Origin of the sequence: Pseudoduganella flava, from assembly GCF_007830495.1 — a bacterium.
GTDB classification, from domain to species: Bacteria; Pseudomonadota; Gammaproteobacteria; order Burkholderiales; family Burkholderiaceae_D; genus Rugamonas; species Rugamonas flava.
This window is the reverse complement of sequence record NZ_VLKW01000002.1, coordinates 36579-54895: the sequence shown is the minus strand read 5'-3', so window position 1 is coordinate 54895 and position 18317 is coordinate 36579. Positions and strand designations below refer to the sequence as shown.

The following is an 18317-nucleotide window of genomic DNA, read 5'->3' as shown; positions in this document are numbered from 1 at the left end:
GCGGCATGCCGCAGCGCGGTAAAATACGCGCTGGTTTTCACCCTTCTTTCACGATATGAAACTCCTGTTCAAACAACACCGTATGTACGAGTCGGACCACACCCAGTTCATCAAGGGTCTGAAGGAACAGAATCCGCAGATCGAGGCGGGCCAGCAGCAAGGCCGCTCCCTGCTGTGGGACAAGGCACCGCTGTCGCTGGACGAGCAAGCCCGTCTGCGCGAATCCCGCATCAAGCAACAGGCTTACGTCTACCAGACCAAGGGCTGATCCCCAAGGAAGGCACGCATGCTGCCGCAGGACGTGGCGGGCGAAGCGATTGATCCCGCCAGCGCCGCCACGCAGATGCCTGAAGCGCCGGATCCGGCGCAACAGGACGCGACGAGCGCCGAGGCAGCAGCCGACGGCGCCGCTTTCGCACGCCTGTACGGCGAGCCGCTGCTGAAGCTGCCGAACGACCTGTACATTCCGCCGGACGCGCTGGAAATCTTCCTCGACGCATTCGAAGGTCCGCTGGACCTGCTGCTGTACCTGATCCGCAAGCAGAACTTCAACATCCTGGACATCCCGATGGCCCAGGTGACCTTGCAATACCTGAAGTACGTCGAGCAGATCCGCCTGTCGAACCTGGAGCTGGCGGCCGAGTACCTGCTGATGGCGGCGATGCTCATCGAGATCAAGTCGCGCATGCTGCTGCCGCAGCGCCACCACGACATCGAGATCGAAGCCGAGGACCCGCGCGCGGAGCTGGTGCGCCGGCTGCTCGAATACGAGCAGATCAAGCTGGCCGCCTACGACCTGAACGCGCTGCCGCAGGTCGACCGCGATTTCGTCCGCACGCAGATCTTCATCGAGCAGAGCCTGGTACCCGTGTGGCCGGACGTCAGCCCGACGGACTTGCAGGACGCCTGGCGCGGCCTGCTCAAGCGCGCCACGTTGAAGCAGCATCACAAGATCACCCGCGAAGAGCTGTCGGTACGCGAGCACATGACGATCATATTGCGCCGCCTGCAGTCGCAGCGCTTCGTCGAATTCGCGGACCTGTTCGATACCGAAGGCGGCGTGCCGGTGCTGGTCGTGAACTTCGTCGCGATGCTGGAACTGGCGAAAGAAACCCTGATCGAAATAACCCAGGCCGAACCGTTCGCACCGATCTATGTGCGGCTCGCGTATTCGCCCGCCTGAATCAAAAAAATATTATGAAAATCATCTCCTCCATCGAAGAACTGCGCGACCAGCTCTCCGGCCAGCTGCGCACCGCCTTCGTGCCCACGATGGGCAACCTGCACGAAGGCCACCTGTCGCTGATGCGCCTGGCGCGCAAGCATGGCGACCCCGTCGTCGCCTCGATCTTCGTGAACCGCCTGCAGTTCGGCCCGAACGAGGACTTCGACAAATATCCGCGCACGTTCCAGGCGGACGTGGAGAAGCTGGAAAAGGAAGGCGTCTACGTGCTGTTCGCGCCGACCGAGAAGGACATGTACCCGGAGCCGCAGGAATACCGCGTGCAGCCGCCGGACGGGCTCGGCAACATCCTCGAAGGCGAGTTCCGCCCGGGCTTCTTCAATGGCGTGTGCACCGTCGTCACGAAGCTGTTCTCGTGCGTGCAGCCACGCGTGGCTGTGTTCGGCAAGAAGGATTACCAGCAGCTGATGATCGTGCGCAACATGGCGCGCCAGTTCGCGCTGCCGACGCAGATCATCGGCGCCGAAACGTTCCGCGCCGACGATGGCCTGGCGCTGTCGTCGCGCAATATGTACCTGTCCGCCACCGAGCGGGCCGAAGCGCCGGCGCTGTACCAGGCGCTGAACTTCGTCGCCAACGAAATGCGCGCCGGCCACCTGGACGTGTTCCAGCTGGAGCACAAGGCGATGGACGACCTGGCCGCCCGCGGCTGGAAGCCGGACTACATCAGCATCCGCAAGCGCGCCGACCTGCAACCGCCGAACGCCGGCGACCTGGCGCAAGGCGAGCCGCTCGTCGTGCTGGCCGCCGCGAAGCTGGGCACCACGCGTCTGATCGACAACCTGGAAATTTAAGCGAGTCGCCGACGCCAGCAAAACCCAAAGGCAGAGGCCGGGGTCAGACCCACCGGGGCGTAGCAGGGGTTTCGGGGAGCGATGCTCCCCGCCTGCGCAGCGGTGACACCTTGCAAGGCGTCACTCCTGTCTGACCAGGGTTTGCCGTTGGGGTAAATGCTTGCCGCAGCGACCTTCATGCTCAGCTGTTACGCCGTGACGTTCTGCGTCCACGCCAGCGCCGACAGGTGCGCCTTGTTGACGTCTTCCGGCGTCAGGTGCAGCGATGCGGCCAGCGACGAGACCAGCGCGGAGTTCAGCTCGCATGCTTCGGCCAGCGCCAGGTACGGGCCGTATTTGCCGCCCCGGTCCAGCAGCGCGGCGACGACGTCGTCGGACAGCTGGATCGTCTCCAGCACTTCCTTCATCGGGATGCCCAGCAGCCGGTCCAGCAGCGAGAACATGCCGGCCACGAAAATGTTTTCCGCTTCCATCTTGCCCACGGCGCCCTGCCCCAGCAGCTCGGCCAGCCGGCCGCGCACGACGGCCGTTTCCAGCAGCACCGGCGAGTAGCCGCTCGTGCTGGCCGTCGCCAGCAGCAATGTCAGCCAGCGGTGCAGCGGCTGGTAGCCCAGCAGCGTGATGGCTTGCTTCAGCGACTGCACCTTCTCGCGGCCGGCACCGACGCCGACGGAATTGATGTAGCGGAGCAGCTTGTACGACAGCGCCGCGTCGCGCTTCAGCACGCCCTCGATCTTCGGCACGTCCGCATTCGCCTGCACCATCTGCATCAGCTGCAGGATGATCGTCTGCGCGGGGTTCAGGCCCTTGATCTCCGGACCAGGCCGCGGCGTCAGATGCAGCTTGCCGACGAAGGCGTTGATGCCCAGCGCGGCGCAGGCGTCGAAGTCGTACCACGTCGTCACCGGGCGGCCCACCATCGCCACCTGCGACTGCTTCAGCGCCGCATAGGTGCGGGCCTGGGCTGCCACGTCGGCGCCGGAGAAGCGCACCTCGACATAGGACGCGAGCGTCGGCAGCCGGTTGCCGGCGCGGGCGATGTCGCAGTTGCGCAGCAGGATGCCCACGCCGCCGGCGCGCAGCGCCTGCACGGCCGCCATTGTGTCCGGGTTCGCCAGTTCCTTCGTGTGGATCGACAGCACCGTGTGCTCGGGCGGCATGTCGTACAGCGCGTCCGTCGACAGCATCGCCGGCACCGCCTGCAGGAACAGTGTCTTGTCGCGCAGCAGCCAGCCGTTGGCGTCGTTGACGTGGGCGGCGACGAAGCCGACGAGGTCTTCCAGCTCGGCCTGCGTCGGCGTGACGCCCGGATTGTGCTGCCACGTGAGTTCATAGCCGACCACGCGTTGCTGCGGGTCCAGCAAGGGTTCGCGAACGAGGAAATTCGTCTGGTGCATATGAAAAAAGCGGGCTGAGGTGCCCGCTTTGCGATCAGAATCCGAGACTGTCGAGCAGGTCGTCGACCTGGCCCTGGTCGGCGACGATGCCGTCCGCCGTCTTGTCGATCTGCGGGCCGTTCAACAGGCCACTGTCGAGCTCTTTCTTCAGCTGCTCCGGTGCGAAATCGATCAGCGTCTGCACCAGCTGCTTCTCGAGGTTTTGCGCGATGCCGGTGACGCGCTTGATCACCTGGCCCGTCAGGTCCTGGAAATCCTGCGCCATCATGATGTCCATCAGGTGGCCCTTGGTGGCACTGGTGGCCTCGGTGGTCGTCGACAGCGTGGCGATCGTGCGCAGTGCGAGCGCGCGCCAGTCCGCGTCGGACGTGCCCTGGCCATCGAGCAGCGCCTGCCAGGCACCGGACAGGTCCTTGGCATCGCTGCAGATCCGGTCCTGCAACGGACCCGCCTCGTCGGTGGCATTGAGCACCTTCTGCGCCGCGTCTTCGGAAAGGCGCGCCACGTAATCGAGGCGATCGCGGGCGTCCGGGATATCCTCGGCCGCCTTTTCGATCAACTTGTCCAGCCCCAGGCCACGCAGGTTCTCGTGCAGCGCACGGGTCATGTGGCCGATCCGCGCGAGAAATTCCTCGTGCGGATCCTGCGGCATGGAGGTTCCTGCGGCGGCCGCTGCGGCTCCCGCTACTTGCTCGACCATCGATCAGGCTCCGAGCTTTTCAAAGATCTTGTTCAGCTTCTCGTCCAGCGTCGCTGCCGTGAAGGGCTTGACGACGTAGCCGTTGGCGCCCGCCTGCGCGGCGGCGATGATGTTTTCCTTCTTCGCCTCGGCGGTCACCATCAGCACCGGCAGCTTGGCCAGCGCGGGATCGGCACGGATGTTCTGCAGCATGGTCAGGCCATCCATGTTCGGCATGTTCCAGTCGGACACGACGAAGTCGAACTGTTCCGAGCGCAGCTTGGCCAGCGCCATCACGCCGTCCTCGGCTTCGTCCACATTGGCATAACCCAGTTCTTTCAACAGATTCCGGACGATACGACGCATCGTCGAGAAGTCGTCTACAACTAAAAATTTCATCTTTGGATCAGCCATGAATTACTCCGTTGATTCTTTACGCGGTTATAAGTAATGAGAGTCTCGGTCAGTGCGGGGCACCATCAGCTTCGAAGGATAGCATCTTAGTTGTCCGTAGGGAATGAAGCTATCCCAAAACCACTGGTAAAAAGCGTTCTTCGTCGTGTGTTTGATACTTAATCGGACACTTAAACGCGCAAAGCGCGCATACCATGTTGCGCCAGATAACCCAACACCATGCCGGGCAATGCCTGCAGCGAACCGACCTCGTGCGTAGCACCCACGGCAATCGCCTCGCGGGGCATGCCGAATACCACGCAGCTGGCCTCATCCTGGGCAAAATTATACGCCCCGGCCGCCTTCATCTCCAGCATCCCTGCCGCGCCATCCTTGCCCATGCCGGTCAGGATCACGCCCACCGCGTTCTTGCCGGCGAACTGCGCCGCGGAACGGAACAGCACGTCCACGGACGGACGGTGCCGGTTGACGGGCTCGCCCTGGTCCAGCTTCGTCATGTAGTTCGCGCCAGAACGCGCCAGCAGCAGGTGCGAATGGCCGGGGGCGATGTACGCATGGCCCGGCAGCACGCGCTCATTGCCTTGCGCCTCCTGCACCGAAATCTTGCACAACGAATCGAGCCGCTTCGCGAACGAGCGGGTGAACCCTTCCGGCATGTGCTGCGTGATCAGGATGCCCGGGCAGTCGGACGGCATCTGCATCAGGAATTCCCGGATCGCTTCCGTGCCACCGGTCGACGCGCCGACGATGATCAGCTTCTCCGACGACGTCAAAGGATTGCGTAATTGTGGCAGGGGCGCCGCGCCTTCGGCGCCCGCTTGGGGCAGCGTGCGCGCACGGATGCGTGCCTTCGATGCGGCGCGGATCTTGTCGGCGATCAGGTCCGTATATTCGCGCATGCCCGTCTGGATCGAGATCTTCGGTTTCGTCACGAAATCCACGGCGCCCAGCTCCAGTGCCCGCATCGTGATCTCGGAGCCGCGCTCCGTCAGCGAGGATACCATCACCACCGGCATCGGCCGCAGGCGCATCAGTTTTTCCAGGAAGTCGAGCCCGTCCATCTTCGGCATCTCGACGTCCAGGGTCAGCACGTCCGGGTTGTGCTGCTTGATCAGTTCGCGCGCCACCAGCGGGTCCGGGGCCGTGGCCACCACCTCCATGTCCGCCTGGCTGTTGATAATCTCGCTCATGACGCTGCGGATCAGCGCCGAATCGTCTACGACCAATACCTTAATCTTCATACAATCCTCGTCAAAACAGCTCGATCTCGCCGGCCACCGGCTGCACCTTCAGGCGGCTCGCGTATTCGATCTCGCGTTTCGCCAGCGTGTCGTTATGCGACTGCATCAGCTTCTTCACCAGCACCTTGCCGGTGCGGGGGAAGAAATACACCTTGCGCGGGTAGATGTCGTTCAAGTCTTCCGCGACGATGCGGATGCGCTCGTTCTTCAGGAACGACTGCACGAACGCCGCATTGCGCTCCCCCACGTTCATCGCCGTGAAGCCCTTCAGCACGGCACCGCCGCCGAACACCTTGGCTTCCAGGTTGTCGCGTCGCGCGCCCGACTTCAGCAGGCTGTTGATCAGCACTTCCATCGCATAGGTGCCGTAGCGGGCCGAGGCCGACACGGGGCTGTTCTGGTCGGCGCCGCCGTCGGGCAGCATGAAGTGGTTCATCCCGCCCAGGCCGGACACCCGGTCGCGGATGCAGGCCGAGACGCAGGAACCCAGCACCGTCACGATCAGCATGTCCTTCTGGGTGAAGTAGTACTCGCCCGGCAGGATCTTGGCCGCCTCGCAATCGAAGGTGCGGTCGTAATAAACGTTGGTTGCTAAGTGGTCGGTATCCATGGTGTCTCTTTACGCTCGTTGCGGCAGTACCCTGTGCGCCGCGGGATCGAGTTCGTAGACCGTCTTCCCGCGCAGCTTCAAAGCGTCCGACACGTACAGGAAATTCTCGGAATGCCCCGCGAACAGCAGCGCATCCGGTTTCATCAGCGGCACGAAGCGCGACAGGATCTTGCGCTGCGTGGCCTTGTCAAAATAAATCATCACGTTGCGGCAGAAGATCACGTCGAACGGACCACGGATGTCCCAATGGTCGTCCAGCAGGTTCAGCTGCCGGTACGTGATCAGCTGGCGCAATTCGGGGCGCGCCCGTACCATGCCCGCCTTGTCGCCCTTCCCCTTCAGGAAGAAGCGGCGCTGCTGTTCCGGCGTCAGCTTGTCGATCCGGTCGATCGGATAGATGCCGTTGGCCGCCGTGGCCAGCACGTTGGTGTCGATGTCGGTGGCGATGATGTGCACGGGCGGCGTCAACGTGTTGAACGCCTCGCACACCGTGATCGCGATCGAATACGGTTCCTCGCCCGTCGAGCTGGCCGAGCACCAGATGTTGAGCGTCTCGCCGCGGTGCTTCTTCACGTGTTCCGCCAGCAGCGGGAAGTGATGGGCCTCGCGGAAGAACGACGTCAGGTTCGTCGTCAGCGCGTTGGTGAACGATTCCCACTCGGCGGGCATGCGGCCCGCTTCCAGGTCGTCCAGGTATTTCACGAACGACGTGATGCCGGTCGCTCGCAGCCGGCGTGCCAGCCGGCTGTACACCATTTCCTGCTTGCTGTCGGCCAGCGAGATGCCGGCCCGTTTGTAGATCAGTCCCCGGACCCGTTCGAAGTCGCGGCTGTTGAAGTCAAACTCCTTGACGGTGTCTTTGGACATCTTCTCTTCCCGGGTCGATCAGAACTCTTCCCACTCGTCGCCTGCCGGCGCGGTGGCTGCCTTCTTTGCCGGTGCCGGCACCGCCGCCGCCGGGCGCGCGGCCGGCTTCACAGCGGGCTTCGCAGCAGGCTTGGACGCCTTCAGCGCCAGCGCCGTGGCCGGCTTGGCGGCTGCGCGCACCGGTGCCGCCATCGTCGCCACGGCCGCCTGTTCGGCGCCCAGCTTGAAGATCGCCACCGCCTCGGCCAGCTTCTGCGCCTGCTCCTGCATGCTCTCGGCAGCCGCGGCGGCTTCCTCGACGAGCGCGGCGTTCTGCTGCGTCATCTCGTCCATCTGCGTGATCGACTGGTTCACTTCCTCGATGCCCTGGCTCTGCTCGGCCGTCGCGGCCGTGATCTCGCCCATGATGTCGGCCACCTGGCGGATCGACGTCACGATCAGGCCCATCGTCTGGCCGGCCTCGTCGACCAGCTTGCCGCCGGCGTCGACCTTCGTCACGGAGTCGTCGATCAGTGCCTTGATTTCCTTCGCGGCGCTGGCCGAACGCTGTGCCAGGCTGCGCACTTCGGATGCCACGACGGCGAAGCCGCGGCCCTGCTCGCCCGCACGGGCCGCTTCCACTGCCGCGTTCAGCGCCAGGATATTGGTCTGGAAGGCGATGCCGTCGATGACGCCGATGATGTCGACGATCTTCGACGAGCTTTCCTTGATCGAGCCCATCGTGTCGACCACCTGCGACACGACCTGGCCGCCCTTCTCCGCCACCGACGATGCCGACACGGCCAGCTGGTTGGCCTGGCGGGCATTGTCGGCGTTCTGGCGCACGGTCGACGTCAGCGTGCCGATCGAGCCGGCCGTCTCGCCCAGCGAGCCGGCCTGCGATTCGGTGCGCGCGGACAGGTCGGCGTTACCGGAAGCGATCTCGCGCGACGCCAGGGCGATCGTCTCGGTGCCGCTGCGCACCTGGCTGACGGTCGACACGAGGCTGTCGTTCATGTCCTTCAGCGCCTGCAGCAGTTCGCTCGTCTCGTCCTTGCCTTCGACGGTGACGCGCGAGGTCAGCTCGCCGGCCGCCACACGTTGGGCCACCGCGACGGCGCCGGCCAGCGGCACCGTGATCGAGCGGGTCGTGAATATCGCGCAGACGACGCCGACGGCGACGCCGAGCGCGCCCAGCACGAGCGTGATCATCAGCACGCGCGCATCGGCCTGCACCGAGCGTTCCTGCAGCGCCTTCATCGCCGCGTCCTGCATGCCGACCAGGCGGTTCAGCGCCTCCAGCGTACGGGTGTTCAGCGGGTCGATGCGGCCGGAGATGATCTTCGTCGCGCCTTCGGCATTGAACGCCATCACCTGCGCCATCGCATCCTTGAACGCCGTATCGACGTCCTTGTCCAGCGTGGCCAGTTCGGCCAGCACCTTCTTCTCGGCGTCGTCCAGGCCCAGGTTTTCCAGCTTCGTGCGCGCCGCCTCGTAGCGGGTGCGCTGCGCCTTCACCTTGCCTTCTTCCTTCTGCATCAGCTCAACGTCCGACTGCAGGCCGATGTTGCGCATCGCGATACCGGATTCCAGCATCGCGCTCTTCATCTCCGATGCTTCATGGTTCTTGGCGCCGGTGAGCTCGAGGCCCGCCGTCAGTTGCGCCTTGTTGCGATGGTTCAGCCCATTGGCCGACAGCACCAGCGCGACAAGGATCAGCAGGATGATGCCGAACCCCACTCCCAGTCTCGTGCCGATCTTGTAATCCCGAACGTTCATAATGAATCCCGTACCCTCGATGTAATGTAATAGTGTGCCGGCCCGCCCTCTGACGGGGCGTCGGCCGGTAATGCAGGTAAAGCTTTTCAGGTCTATCCCATGCGCCGCGACAGGCACGCGGCACATCGTTCGGTGCCTTATGCGGCAGCCTTGTCCATCAAGCCCATTTCCGGGCTCGACATCAGCTTGTCGATGTCCATCAGGATCAGCATGCGGTCGCCGACGGTGCCCAGGCCGATCATGTATTCGGTCGAGAACACGGTGCCCATTTCCGGCGCCTGCTTGATCTGTTCCGGTTCCAGCGTCGTCACGTCGGACACGCTGTCGACCACCATGCCGACGACGCGGCCGCCGATGTTCAGGATGATCACGACCGTGAACTGGTCGTACACGGGCTCGCCGAGCTGGAACTTGATGCGCATGTCCACCACCGGGATGATGATGCCGCGCAGGTTGATCACGCCCTTGATGAACTCGGGCGCGTTGGCGATGCGGGTCACCGCCTCGTAACCGCGGATCTCCTGCACCTTCAGGATGTCGATCCCGTATTCTTCCTTGCCGAGCGTGAAGGCCAGGTACTCGTGGCCGGCGATGTCGGCATGCTGATTTGCGTCTGCCATAAGTCTTCCTTGTCTAACCTAAAAAATTCAGCCCAGCGTGTTCAGCGTGGACTCGTCCACCAGTTGGCGCGAGGAGCGGATCAGTGCCGCCACGTCCAGGATCAGCGATACGCCGCCGTCGCCCAGGATCGTGGCGCCGGAGATGCCGGCCACCTTGCGGTAATTCGATTCGAGGTTCTTCACCACGACCTGCTGCTGGCCGACCAGTTCGTCCACGAACAGGCAGGCCTTCTTGCCTTCCGTTTCCAGGATCACGCAGATACCTTCCCACGGTTCGCGGAAACGCGGCGCGATGTCGAACATCTGGTACAGCGGGATCAAAGGCAGGTACTCGCCGCGCACCTTGACGACGCGGCCCTTGCCCGAGATCTCGCGCACGTCGGCCTGCACCGGCTGCAGTGATTCGACGACGAAGCCCAGCGGCAGGATGTACACCTCCTCGCCGACGCGGATCGACATGCCGTCCAGGATCGCCAGGGTCAGCGGCAGCGAGATCGAGATCGTCGTGCCGAAGCCCTTCGCCGAACGGATGTCGACGGTGCCGCCCATCGCCGTGATGTTGCGCTTCACGACATCCATGCCGACGCCGCGGCCCGACACGTCGGTCACCTGCTCGGCCGTCGAGAAGCCCGGCGCGAAGATCAGCTGCCACACGTCGGCATCCGCCATCGTGTCCGACACGGGCAGGCCGTTCTGCTTCGCCTTGGCCAGGATGCGCTCGCGGTTCAAGCCGCCGCCATCGTCCGACACCTCGATGATGATGTTGCCGCCCTGGTGCGTCGCCGACAGGAACAGCCGGCCCGCATCCGTCTTGCCCGCGGCGCGGCGCACTTCAGGCATCTCGATGCCATGGTCGATGCTGTTGCGCACCAAGTGCGTCAGCGGATCGACGATGCGTTCGATCAGGCCCTTGTCCAGCTCCGTGGCGGCGCCGTTCGTGATGAAGTCGACCTTCTTGCCCAGCTTGTGCGCGAGGTCGCGCACCATGCGCGGGAAGCGCGAGAACACGAAGTCCATCGGCATCATGCGGATCGACATCACCGCTTCCTGCAGGTCGCGGGTGTTGCGCGTCAGCTGGCTGACCGATGCCAGCAGCTTCTCGTGCAGCATCGGGTCGAGCGTGTCGGCACGCTGCTCGATCATCGCCTGGGTGATCACCAGTTCGCCGACCAGGTTGATCAGCTGGTCGACCTTCTCGATCGACACGCGGATCGACGACGACTCGGCGCCATGGCCCTGCGCGACGCCGGCGGCGGCCTTTTCGACCTCCTTCTTCAGCGCCTTCTTCTCCTCGACGACCGTCTCGGCCGGCGTGTCCTTGATGCCGGCCGCGGCGCGGATCTGCTCCACCGGCTGGAAGAAGCCGTAGCCGCGCGCGTCGTCGCCTGCCTCGGTCGCGTTGGCGCGGATCTCGTCGAGCGGCTGGAAGAAGCCGTAGCCTTCGCCGGACTGCGCGGCGGCCGTCGTTTCCGCCTTCGACAGCGGTTCGAAGAAGCCGTAACCCAGGTCGCTCTCGACCTTGCTGCGTTCGGCGTGTTCCAGTGCCAGCTGCTCGTCGGTTAGCGGCGGCAGGTCGATGATCTTCATCTCGTCCGTGTTCAGCACGAACGAGCAGATGGCCACGATGTCGTCCAGGCTTTCATGCGTGGTGACGACCATCGCATTGCGGTCGGCGTCGATCGGCGTGACGACGACGTGCGCCAGCAGGCCCAGTTCGGCCGCCAGTGCCGTCACTTCGCGGTGCGCCATCTTCGGCAGCTCGAGACGGTAGCGGCGCCCGCCGCTGTGATCGACCGTCTGCTCGTCGGCGGCCGCGCCCTGGAACGCGGGCGCCACGTGGGCGATCGCTTCCACCTGCACGTCCTGCGCGAGGTGCTGCAGCATCATGCGCACGTCGCCGACCGCATCCTGGTCCACCGGCGTGCCCAGGCGATGGCCGTCGAGCTGCATCTTCAGCGCGTCCTTGGCCGCCAGGAAGGCGTCCACGTGGTCGGAGGTCAATGCCATCTCGCCCTTGCGGATCCGGTCCAGCAGGGTCTCGAGGATGTGCGTCACCTCCGTCATGTCGGTCAGGCCGAACGTGCCGGCGCCACCCTTCACCGAATGGGCGGTGCGGAAGATCGCGTTCAGATCCTCCTCGGTGGGTGCGGCGACGTCGACCGCCAGCAGCAGCCTTTCCATTTCAGCCAGCAGCTCCTCGGCTTCATCGAAGAAGACCTGGAAGAACTGGCTAATATCGATCGTCATGGCGCGACTCCGTCGGGTGCTATGCTCTCGGCACGCATGATCAGCCGATGACCTTCTTGACCACCTCGATCAGGCGCTGCGGGTCGAACGGCTTGACCAGCCAGCCGTTGGCGCCGGCGGCGCGGCCCTTGGCCTTCATCTCGTCGGACGATTCGGTGGTCAGCATCAGGATCGGCGTCTTCGCGTAAGCAGGCAGCTCGCGCAGGTGCTTGATCAGCTGCAGGCCGTCCATCTTCGGCATGTTCTGGTCCGTCAGCACCAGGTCCACGGTCTGCTGCTTCGCCTTTTCCAGGCCGTCCTGGCCGTCGACCGCTTCCACCACCTGGTAACCGGCCGCCTTCAGGGAGAAAGCCACCATCTGGCGCAGGGAGCTGGAGTCGTCAACTGCAAGAATCGTTTTAGCCATTTTGTTATCTCACTTATCTAAATTCGGGCACTTTTTTGGGCCCACAGTGTTTTCCTAATAATTCCTAATCAGAACAGCTCGATGTCGCCGCTCTCGAGGTGCTTCTGGCTGACGGCCTTGCGCAACACGTTGCGCAGTTCGAGGCTCTGGATCGCCAGCGCCATGCTGACCTTGCCCAGCAGGTCGACGATCTGGTCGTTGTCGCTGTCCGGATCCATCTCGGCGCCATGAGCGCCCAGGGTGGCAAGGAACTCGCGCAAGCCCGTCACGCGCTTCAGCGTGCGGTCGATCAGCTGGCTCGTCATGTCCTGGAACTGCATGCTGGTGATCGCCGCGTTGACGTACGTGCCGACCTGCTCGTTCATCGCCTCGAGCTTTTCCTTGTCCTCGGCCGACGGCGTGCCGCCATCGAGCAGCAGGCGGATCGTTGCCTGCTGCGCGTTGACGGCGTCGTGGATCGCCATGAAGTTCTGCGACAGCTTCTCGATCGCCTCTTCCAGCAGCAGGTTCGTCTGCAGCAGGTCCGTCTCCACTTCCGTCAGGTGCCGCTTACCGTGATCCGACACGCCGGACAGCAGGCGCTTCACGTGGGAGCCGAGGATTTTTTTTCTGTTCATGTGCATCTCGCGTTGATTCTCGTGGTGCTTGTAGGCGCAGGCGCTGTCAGCGCGGCTTCGCCGCGGCGTCGATCGCGCCTTCCGTGCCGGTACCGACTTCCAGCTTGCCGGCGTCGCGCATCAGGCCCTCTTCCGTCTTCTTGTTCATCACGATGATGGAAATGCGCCGGTTGATCGGGTTGAACGGGTCATTGCGGTCCAGGTACACGGCCGAGCCCAGCCCGACGACGCGCATCACCTTATTGTCGTTCATGCCGCCCTGGACGAGCGCGCGCCGCGACGCGTTCGCGCGGTCCGCCGACAACTCCCAGTTACTGTAGCCCGTTTCCGTGAAATACGGGGTCGCATCCGTATGGCCGGACAGGCCGATCTTGTTCGGCACATCGTTCAGCACCGGCCCGATCTCGCGCAGGATCTCGGCCGTATACGGCGCCAGCTCGGACTTCGCCACCTGGAACATCGGGCGCTTCTGCTCATCCACGATCTGGATCCGCAAGCCTTCGCTGGTGAAGTCCAACAGCAGCTGGTTCTTGAACTTCTGCAGCGCCGCGCTGCTTTCGATCTTCTGCTCGAGCTTTTCCTTCAGCGTCATCAGGCGCTGGCTTTCCTCGCGCTCCAGCTGGGCCTTGGCCGCCGTCAGGTTGTACGTCTTCTTCACGGTCGACTCGTCGCCGGCCTTCACCTGGCCGTCCTTGCGGGTCAGGTCCTTGCCGCCGCCGGGAATCACGGACGAGCTGTCGCCGCTGCCCGAGCCGCCCTGCATCGCCACCTTCAGCGGCGTCTTGAAGTATTCCGAGATGCCGTTCAAGTCGCCCTTCGTCGTCGAACCGAGGAGCCACATCAACAGGAAGAACGCCATCATCGCCGTCACGAAGTCGGCATAGGCGATCTTCCAGGCGCCGCCATGATGGCCGCCGCCGCCCTTCTTGATGCGCTTGACGATAATCGGCCGCAGGCCTTCATCCGCCATGTTCGTTCCCCTGCCTTACTTGGATTTCGACTTCTTGATGTGGTCTTCCAGCTCGGCAAACGTCGGCCGCTCCGTCGAATACAGCACCTTGCGGCCGAATTCCACGGCCAGCGCCGGCGCGTAGCCGTTCAGGCTCGCCAGCAGCGTCACCTTCACGCACTGAAACATCTTGGTCGACTCTTCCAGCTTCTGCTCCAGCAGGCTCGCCAGCGGGCCGACGAAACCGTAGGCCAGCAGGATGCCGAGGAACGTGCCGACCAGCGCGTGCGCGATCAGCATGCCCAGCTCGGACGGCGGAATGCCCACCGATTCCATCGTGTGCACCACGCCCATCACGGCCGCGACGATACCGAACGCCGGCAGGCCGTCGCCCAGCTTGGCGATCACGTGGGCCGGCACGGCGCCCTCGTGGTGGTGCGTCTCCAGCTCGTTGTCCATCAGATTCTCGATCTGGAACGCGTCCATGTTCCCCGACACCATCAGGCGCAGGTAGTCCGTCATGAATTCCACGACGTGATGGTCCTCGAGTACCGTCGGGTACTTCGAGAACAGCGGGCTCTGTTCCGGCGATTCGATATCGCCCTCGATCGACATCAGGCCTTCTTTCCGCACCTTGGAGAGGATGTCGAACAGCAGCGACATCAGCTCCATGTACAGTTCCTTCGTGTAGCGCGATCCCTTCAACAAGGTCGGGAGAGCGGCCAGCGTAGCCTTGATCGATTTGCCGTTATTGCCGACGAAGAAGGCGCCCGCTGCGGCGCCGCCGATCATCAGGAGTTCCAACGGCTGGAACAGTGCGGCCAGGTGTCCCCCTGACAACACAAAGCCCCCGAATACGGAGGCCAGCACAACGACATAACCAATAATTACTAACAAGCCTGCAAACTCCCATAAAGTCGGCAAACACCGAATGATTCCACAGGGAACTACAATAGCGTGAGAAAGCGTGCCCGGCAAGAGAAAGGCATCTAAAACGCCCAAACATAGAGTGGCGGAGCGCCCTCTGTGGTAAGTATGGTCTTGTCTGGCTTGAAACCCGGGATATTAAACTCGTAACTGATAAGCAAACTTCCAACTTTCATTTCGCGCCGCGCCTTGTCAAATAAAGCAAGCATTACCGCCGGTGACAGATAAGCAAACACCACGTCATAGTCGCCGAAATCGATTTCCTCATAATCGCCGCGGATGAATATCGCGCCATTCTTTGTCAATTTGGCACGCAATCTCGAATATAAATATGGCAACGGTGCAAGCTCAATTCCGGCAGATTTGATGTCGGGCCGGACCCGCGCCAGGTACAGCGCAAGGCCGCCCAGCCCACTGCCAACGTCGATCGCGGAGATGCCCTGCCGGTCCGGCAACAGCGCCGCCACGGCGCGCCATACGGAGGGGTTGGACGGAAAATACGGCACCTGCGTGCGGAACGTCGACCAGTACCAGCCCAGCAGTACGACGAACACGGCAAGAAACAGCAGCGGCGGCAGTCCCAGCCCCAGCGCGGCCAGCAGTGCGACGGGAAACAGCAGCTGGATGATGCGCCACCACGGCGCGAGGCCGAGCTTCCACGTGATCAGCATGGCAACAAGCCCCTGCAAAGCGGCCGCGTGCAGCAAGGTCAGGCCGGCGCCAAAGCCTTCCGCCACGTAGGCCAGGGCCGCCGTCGGCAGCAGCGCGGCGCCCTGGGCGCACAGAGCGCGCACGGCCGGCAAACGAAAAAGCCGGGATGGCGTCATGCGCCACCCCGGCTTTTCGTAACGGAACGATCGTCGAAGATCACGCGGCCACGGCTTCTTCTTTGGCTTTTCTGGTCTTGCCGGCACGCGAAGGCATGTGGCACAGGCCGCAGTGGTAGTCGCCGTTCAGGTCCATGCCGTTGACGACGAATTTGCCCTGGCATTTCGTGCAGGGTTTCAGTTCCAGCATCCTGCTGGAGAAGAAGCGCACCAGGGTCCAGGCACGGGTCAGCGACAGCAGCGGCTCTTCGCCGGGCGCGGGCGGCATCTGCTCCAGATACAGCTGGTACGCCTTCATGACGGCCCGGATGCCCGTCGCACCGGCGTGCTGGACGAGGAAATCGTGGATATTGATGAACAGGGAAGCATGGATGTTCGGCTGCCAAGTCAGGAACCAGTCCGTCGAGAACGGCAGCATGCCCTTCGGCGGCGACACGCCCTTCAGCTCCTTGTACAGCTTCAGCAGGCGCTCGCGCGACAGCGACACTTCGGATTCCAGCAATTGCAAGCGCGCACCCAGATTGATCAGCTCGATTGCCAGGCCGATTTCCTGCGCTTCGCTGACGACGCTCTTTTTCCCTGCGTTGCTCATGTTCCCGCTCCCGGATCTATTTTTGTAGTGTAGCGCTCAGACGATTTCTTCGACGCCCTGACCAGCCATCAGGATCGCCGCATGCGATTGCGCCAGCGAGCGGTCCTTGTTGTAGTTGGTCAGCATCGACAGGATCGCGCCATCGTCGAAGCGGAAGCGGGCCAGCATCATGTTGCCGCCTGCCAGTTTCAGGATCTGGGCATTGCTCATGCCTTCGATCAGGTCGGCGATGTCCGCCGAGATGCCCAGGCGGAAGATCGCCGTCACCTTGTCGGCGCGGATCATCTGCTGCGCCAGCATCAGGTAGGAGAGGTTCGCGTCGCGGATCTCGGCCATCATATCGTTCGCAGTCATTTCTGTGCTCCTCAATTCGTTTCCGTTGAGACACATTCTGCTGTAGCGCCCCGAGCACGAGAAGAGGCCGCCGTCTGTATTTGAGGTAGGGAAATGGCGATCGCACCCTGTCGGCGTTTGTCTGACAAACGCAGGGCGATCATAGCGGCGCGCCAGGATTGGCGCGGGTTTGCGGGTTGTAGCGGCTCGCGGAAAACCAGCGGGAGCGAGCCTTTTTGTGATGTCGCGCTGACGCTTTTTAGCGACATCTAACCAGGTAACGGCAGCCTTTTTGGAAACTTTAGGGTCGTCAGCAAAAAATTTTAAAGTTTTTTTCTGTCATCCAAAGCAACGAACAGAGGCGCTTTCCTGGACATCTGAACCGGTTACGGCACCGTCGCCAGGAACTTTAGGGTGATTTTGAAAAAAATTTGCGATTTTTTTCTTGTCGCGGCGGCAAGCAAACAGCCCCCGGGCCGCCGATAACTTTCTGTCATGGCAGCGTGCTACACTTCCGGCCTTCGCCGCCATGGAGAACGAGAGCGACATGACTTATTCCCGCACCGCCTGCCAGGCGCTGGACGCCGCGGACCCGCTGGCCGCCCTGCGCGAACAGTTCGACCTGCCCGCCGGCATCATCTACCTGGACGGCAACTCGCTGGGCGCCCGGCCCAAGGCCGCGCTGACCCGTGCCCAGCACGTCATCACCCAGGAATGGGGCAAGGACTTGATCAAGAGCTGGAACACGGCCGGCTGGGCCGACCTGACGAAACGGCTGGGCGACAAGCTGGCGCCGCTGGTCGGCGCCCTGCCCGGCGAGATCGTCGTGACCGACACGACGTCCGTCAACCTGTTCAAGGCGCTGGCCGCCGCGCTGGCGCTGCAAGCGGACGCACCGGCGCGCAAGGTGATCGTCACCGAGCGCCACAACTTCCCGAGCGACATCTATATGGCCGAGGGCCTGGCCGGCTGGCTGGAGCGCGGCCATACGGTGCGCCTGATCGACACGCCGGACGAGATTCCCGCCGCCATCGGGCTTGACACGGCCGTGCTGATGCTGACGCACGTGAACTATCGCACCGGTTACCAGCACGACATGGCCGCGCTGACCGCCCTCGCCCACCAGCACGGTGCCGTCACCGTGTGGGACCTGGCCCACTCGGCCGGCGCCGTGCCGATGGATCTGCATGGCGCGCAAGCCGACTTCGCCGTCGGCTGCACCTACAAATACCTGAACGGCGGCCCCGGCGCGCCCGCCTTCATCTGGGTGCCCCAGCGGCACCAGGGGACGTTCCACCAGCCGCTGTCGGGCTGGTGGGGCCACGCCAGCCCGTTTTCGATGGCGAGCGCGTTCGCCCCCTGCGACGGCATCGGCCGCGCACTGTGCGGCACCCAGCCGATCGTTGCGCTCTCGCTGGTCGAATGCGGGCTGGACGTGTTCGCGCAGACGGACATGGCGGCGCTGCGGGCGAAATCGCTGGCACTGACGGACCTGTTCATCGCACTGGTCGAGGAACGCTGCGCCGGCCATCCGGTCGAACTGGTGACGCCACGCGCGCACGCGCGGCGCGGCAGCCAGGTCAGCTTCACGCATCCGCATGGCTATGCGGTGATGCAGGCGCTGATCGAACGGGGCGTGATCGGCGATTACCGCGAGCCGCACATCATGCGCTTCGGCTTCACGCCGCTGTACACCAGCTTCACGGACGTGTGGGACGCCGTCGACATCCTGCGGCAGGTGCTGGACGAGCAGGCGTACGATGTGCATGCCGCGCGCAGCGCGGTGACGTAACACG

At 63.5% G+C, this 18317-nt stretch carries 21 protein-coding genes; 4 read left to right on the top strand and 17 right to left on the bottom strand.

Features of this window, described 5'->3' with window-relative positions:
- The first annotated feature begins 82 nt into the window (after nt 1-82).
- Genes IP92_RS04575 through panC form a run of 3 tightly spaced genes read left to right on the top strand, consistent with a single transcriptional unit; the run spans nt 83 to nt 2037 of the window.
- Nucleotides 83-268, top strand: a complete 186-nt coding sequence (locus IP92_RS04575) for a DUF3460 family protein (RefSeq protein WP_229418629.1) — start codon at nt 83-85, stop codon at nt 266-268.
- 18 nt (nt 269-286) lie between these two features.
- The gene (locus IP92_RS04570; RefSeq protein WP_371860882.1) at nt 287-1183 is read left to right on the top strand and encodes a segregation and condensation protein A; all 897 of its coding nucleotides are present in this window, start codon (nt 287-289) and stop codon (nt 1181-1183) included.
- A gap of 14 nt (nt 1184-1197) precedes the next feature.
- Nucleotides 1198-2037, top strand: a complete 840-nt coding sequence (gene panC / locus IP92_RS04565; protein WP_145873374.1) for a pantoate--beta-alanine ligase — start codon at nt 1198-1200, stop codon at nt 2035-2037.
- A 188-nt stretch (nt 2038-2225) separates the two neighbouring features.
- On the opposite strand, the gene IP92_RS04560 is transcribed toward panC, so the two are convergent.
- The 17 genes from IP92_RS04560 to IP92_RS04480 all read right to left on the bottom strand — a co-directional run bounded on the left by IP92_RS04560 (nt 2226) and on the right by IP92_RS04480 (nt 17070).
- The gene (locus IP92_RS04560; protein ID WP_145873373.1) at nt 2226-3434 is read right to left on the bottom strand and encodes an EAL and HDOD domain-containing protein; all 1209 of its coding nucleotides are present in this window, start codon (nt 3432-3434) and stop codon (nt 2226-2228) included.
- Nucleotides 3435-3468: 34 nt separating this feature from the next.
- Nucleotides 3469-4086 (bottom strand): protein phosphatase CheZ, encoded by a 618-nt coding sequence (gene cheZ, locus IP92_RS04555; protein WP_229418628.1) that lies wholly within the window; start codon nt 4084-4086, stop codon nt 3469-3471.
- A gap of 51 nt (nt 4087-4137) precedes the next feature.
- On the bottom strand, nt 4138-4527 hold the full coding sequence (gene cheY, locus IP92_RS04550) for a chemotaxis response regulator CheY (protein WP_131144818.1): 390 nt from the start codon (nt 4525-4527) through the stop codon (nt 4138-4140).
- Nucleotides 4528-4697: 170 nt separating this feature from the next.
- Entirely contained in the window at nt 4698-5768 is a 1071-nt protein-coding gene (locus tag IP92_RS04545) for a protein-glutamate methylesterase/protein-glutamine glutaminase (protein ID WP_145873371.1), read from the bottom strand.
- Nucleotides 5769-5778: 10 nt separating this feature from the next.
- Nucleotides 5779-6378, bottom strand: a complete 600-nt coding sequence (gene cheD, locus IP92_RS04540) for a chemoreceptor glutamine deamidase CheD (RefSeq protein ID WP_145873370.1) — start codon at nt 6376-6378, stop codon at nt 5779-5781.
- 9 nt (nt 6379-6387) lie between these two features.
- On the bottom strand, nt 6388-7245 hold the full coding sequence (locus tag IP92_RS04535) for a CheR family methyltransferase (RefSeq protein WP_145873369.1): 858 nt from the start codon (nt 7243-7245) through the stop codon (nt 6388-6390).
- A gap of 18 nt (nt 7246-7263) precedes the next feature.
- Entirely contained in the window at nt 7264-9003 is a 1740-nt protein-coding gene (locus tag IP92_RS04530; protein WP_145873368.1) for a methyl-accepting chemotaxis protein, read from the bottom strand.
- Nucleotides 9004-9140: 137 nt separating this feature from the next.
- A complete protein-coding gene (locus tag IP92_RS04525) occupies nt 9141-9623 on the bottom strand; it encodes a chemotaxis protein CheW (protein WP_145873367.1) in 483 nt (160 codons plus the stop codon).
- Between the two features lie 27 nt (nt 9624-9650).
- Nucleotides 9651-11870 (bottom strand): chemotaxis protein CheA, encoded by a 2220-nt coding sequence (cheA, locus tag IP92_RS04520; RefSeq protein WP_145873366.1) that lies wholly within the window; start codon nt 11868-11870, stop codon nt 9651-9653.
- A 40-nt stretch (nt 11871-11910) separates the two neighbouring features.
- Nucleotides 11911-12276 (bottom strand): response regulator, encoded by a 366-nt coding sequence (locus IP92_RS04515; RefSeq protein WP_145873365.1) that lies wholly within the window; start codon nt 12274-12276, stop codon nt 11911-11913.
- A gap of 68 nt (nt 12277-12344) precedes the next feature.
- On the bottom strand, nt 12345-12893 hold the full coding sequence (locus tag IP92_RS04510; RefSeq protein WP_145873364.1) for a chemotaxis protein: 549 nt from the start codon (nt 12891-12893) through the stop codon (nt 12345-12347).
- A gap of 46 nt (nt 12894-12939) precedes the next feature.
- Nucleotides 12940-13863: a flagellar motor protein MotB gene (motB, locus tag IP92_RS04505; protein WP_145873363.1), complete on the bottom strand. Its 924-nt coding sequence runs from the start codon at nt 13861-13863 to the stop codon at nt 12940-12942.
- A 15-nt stretch (nt 13864-13878) separates the two neighbouring features.
- Nucleotides 13879-14739 carry a flagellar motor stator protein MotA gene (motA, locus tag IP92_RS04500; protein ID WP_145873362.1) on the bottom strand — a complete coding sequence of 287 codons (861 nt, stop codon included), beginning with the start codon at nt 14737-14739 and terminating at the stop codon, nt 13879-13881.
- A 92-nt stretch (nt 14740-14831) separates the two neighbouring features.
- Entirely contained in the window at nt 14832-15596 is a 765-nt protein-coding gene (locus IP92_RS04495) for an SAM-dependent methyltransferase (RefSeq protein ID WP_145873361.1), read from the bottom strand.
- Nucleotides 15597-15636: 40 nt separating this feature from the next.
- On the bottom strand, nt 15637-16188 hold the full coding sequence (gene flhC / locus IP92_RS04490) for a flagellar transcriptional regulator FlhC (RefSeq protein ID WP_145873360.1): 552 nt from the start codon (nt 16186-16188) through the stop codon (nt 15637-15639).
- 36 nt (nt 16189-16224) lie between these two features.
- Nucleotides 16225-16542, bottom strand: a complete 318-nt coding sequence (flhD, locus tag IP92_RS04485; RefSeq protein ID WP_145873359.1) for a flagellar transcriptional regulator FlhD — start codon at nt 16540-16542, stop codon at nt 16225-16227.
- A 318-nt stretch (nt 16543-16860) separates the two neighbouring features.
- Nucleotides 16861-17070 carry a hypothetical protein gene (locus tag IP92_RS04480; protein WP_145873358.1) on the bottom strand — a complete coding sequence of 70 codons (210 nt, stop codon included), beginning with the start codon at nt 17068-17070 and terminating at the stop codon, nt 16861-16863.
- On the opposite strand from IP92_RS04480, the gene kynU reads away from it, so the two are divergent.
- A complete protein-coding gene (gene kynU / locus IP92_RS04475; protein WP_145873357.1) occupies nt 17069-18313 on the top strand; it encodes a kynureninase in 1245 nt (414 codons plus the stop codon). The two genes, IP92_RS04480 and kynU, sit on opposite strands and share 2 nt — an antisense overlap.
- Nucleotides 18314-18317: the final 4 nt, after the last annotated feature.

Bases quoted from the DNA above. Each gene is read 5' to 3' on its own strand.
- IP92_RS04575 (WP_229418629.1), top strand. From the start codon at position 83: ATGTACGAGTCGGACCACACCCAGTTCATCAAGGGTCTGAAGGAACAG.
- IP92_RS04570 (WP_371860882.1), top strand. From the start codon at position 287: ATGCTGCCGCAGGACGTGGCGGGCGAAGCGATTGATCCCGCCAGCGCC.
- panC (WP_145873374.1), top strand. From the start codon at position 1,198: ATGAAAATCATCTCCTCCATCGAAGAACTGCGCGACCAGCTCTCCGGC.
- IP92_RS04560 (WP_145873373.1), bottom strand. From the start codon at position 3,434: ATGCACCAGACGAATTTCCTCGTTCGCGAACCCTTGCTGGACCCGCAG.
- cheZ (WP_229418628.1), bottom strand. From the start codon at position 4,086: ATGCCGCAGGATCCGCACGAGGAATTTCTCGCGCGGATCGGCCACATG.
- cheY (WP_131144818.1), bottom strand. From the start codon at position 4,527: ATGGCTGATCCAAAGATGAAATTTTTAGTTGTAGACGACTTCTCGACG.
- IP92_RS04545 (WP_145873371.1), bottom strand. From the start codon at position 5,768: ATGAAGATTAAGGTATTGGTCGTAGACGATTCGGCGCTGATCCGCAGC.
- cheD (WP_145873370.1), bottom strand. From the start codon at position 6,378: ATGGATACCGACCACTTAGCAACCAACGTTTATTACGACCGCACCTTC.
- IP92_RS04535 (WP_145873369.1), bottom strand. From the start codon at position 7,245: ATGTCCAAAGACACCGTCAAGGAGTTTGACTTCAACAGCCGCGACTTC.
- IP92_RS04530 (WP_145873368.1), bottom strand. From the start codon at position 9,003: ATGAACGTTCGGGATTACAAGATCGGCACGAGACTGGGAGTGGGGTTC.
- IP92_RS04525 (WP_145873367.1), bottom strand. From the start codon at position 9,623: ATGGCAGACGCAAATCAGCATGCCGACATCGCCGGCCACGAGTACCTG.
- cheA (WP_145873366.1), bottom strand. From the start codon at position 11,870: ATGACGATCGATATTAGCCAGTTCTTCCAGGTCTTCTTCGATGAAGCC.
- IP92_RS04515 (WP_145873365.1), bottom strand. From the start codon at position 12,276: ATGGCTAAAACGATTCTTGCAGTTGACGACTCCAGCTCCCTGCGCCAG.
- IP92_RS04510 (WP_145873364.1), bottom strand. From the start codon at position 12,893: ATGAACAGAAAAAAAATCCTCGGCTCCCACGTGAAGCGCCTGCTGTCC.
- motB (WP_145873363.1), bottom strand. From the start codon at position 13,863: ATGGCGGATGAAGGCCTGCGGCCGATTATCGTCAAGCGCATCAAGAAG.
- IP92_RS04495 (WP_145873361.1), bottom strand. From the start codon at position 15,596: ATGACGCCATCCCGGCTTTTTCGTTTGCCGGCCGTGCGCGCTCTGTGC.
- flhC (WP_145873360.1), bottom strand. From the start codon at position 16,188: ATGAGCAACGCAGGGAAAAAGAGCGTCGTCAGCGAAGCGCAGGAAATC.
- flhD (WP_145873359.1), bottom strand. From the start codon at position 16,542: ATGACTGCGAACGATATGATGGCCGAGATCCGCGACGCGAACCTCTCC.
- kynU (WP_145873357.1), top strand. From the start codon at position 17,069: ATGACTTATTCCCGCACCGCCTGCCAGGCGCTGGACGCCGCGGACCCG.
- IP92_RS04480 (WP_145873358.1), bottom strand. From the start codon at position 17,070: ATGTCGCTCTCGTTCTCCATGGCGGCGAAGGCCGGAAGTGTAGCACGC.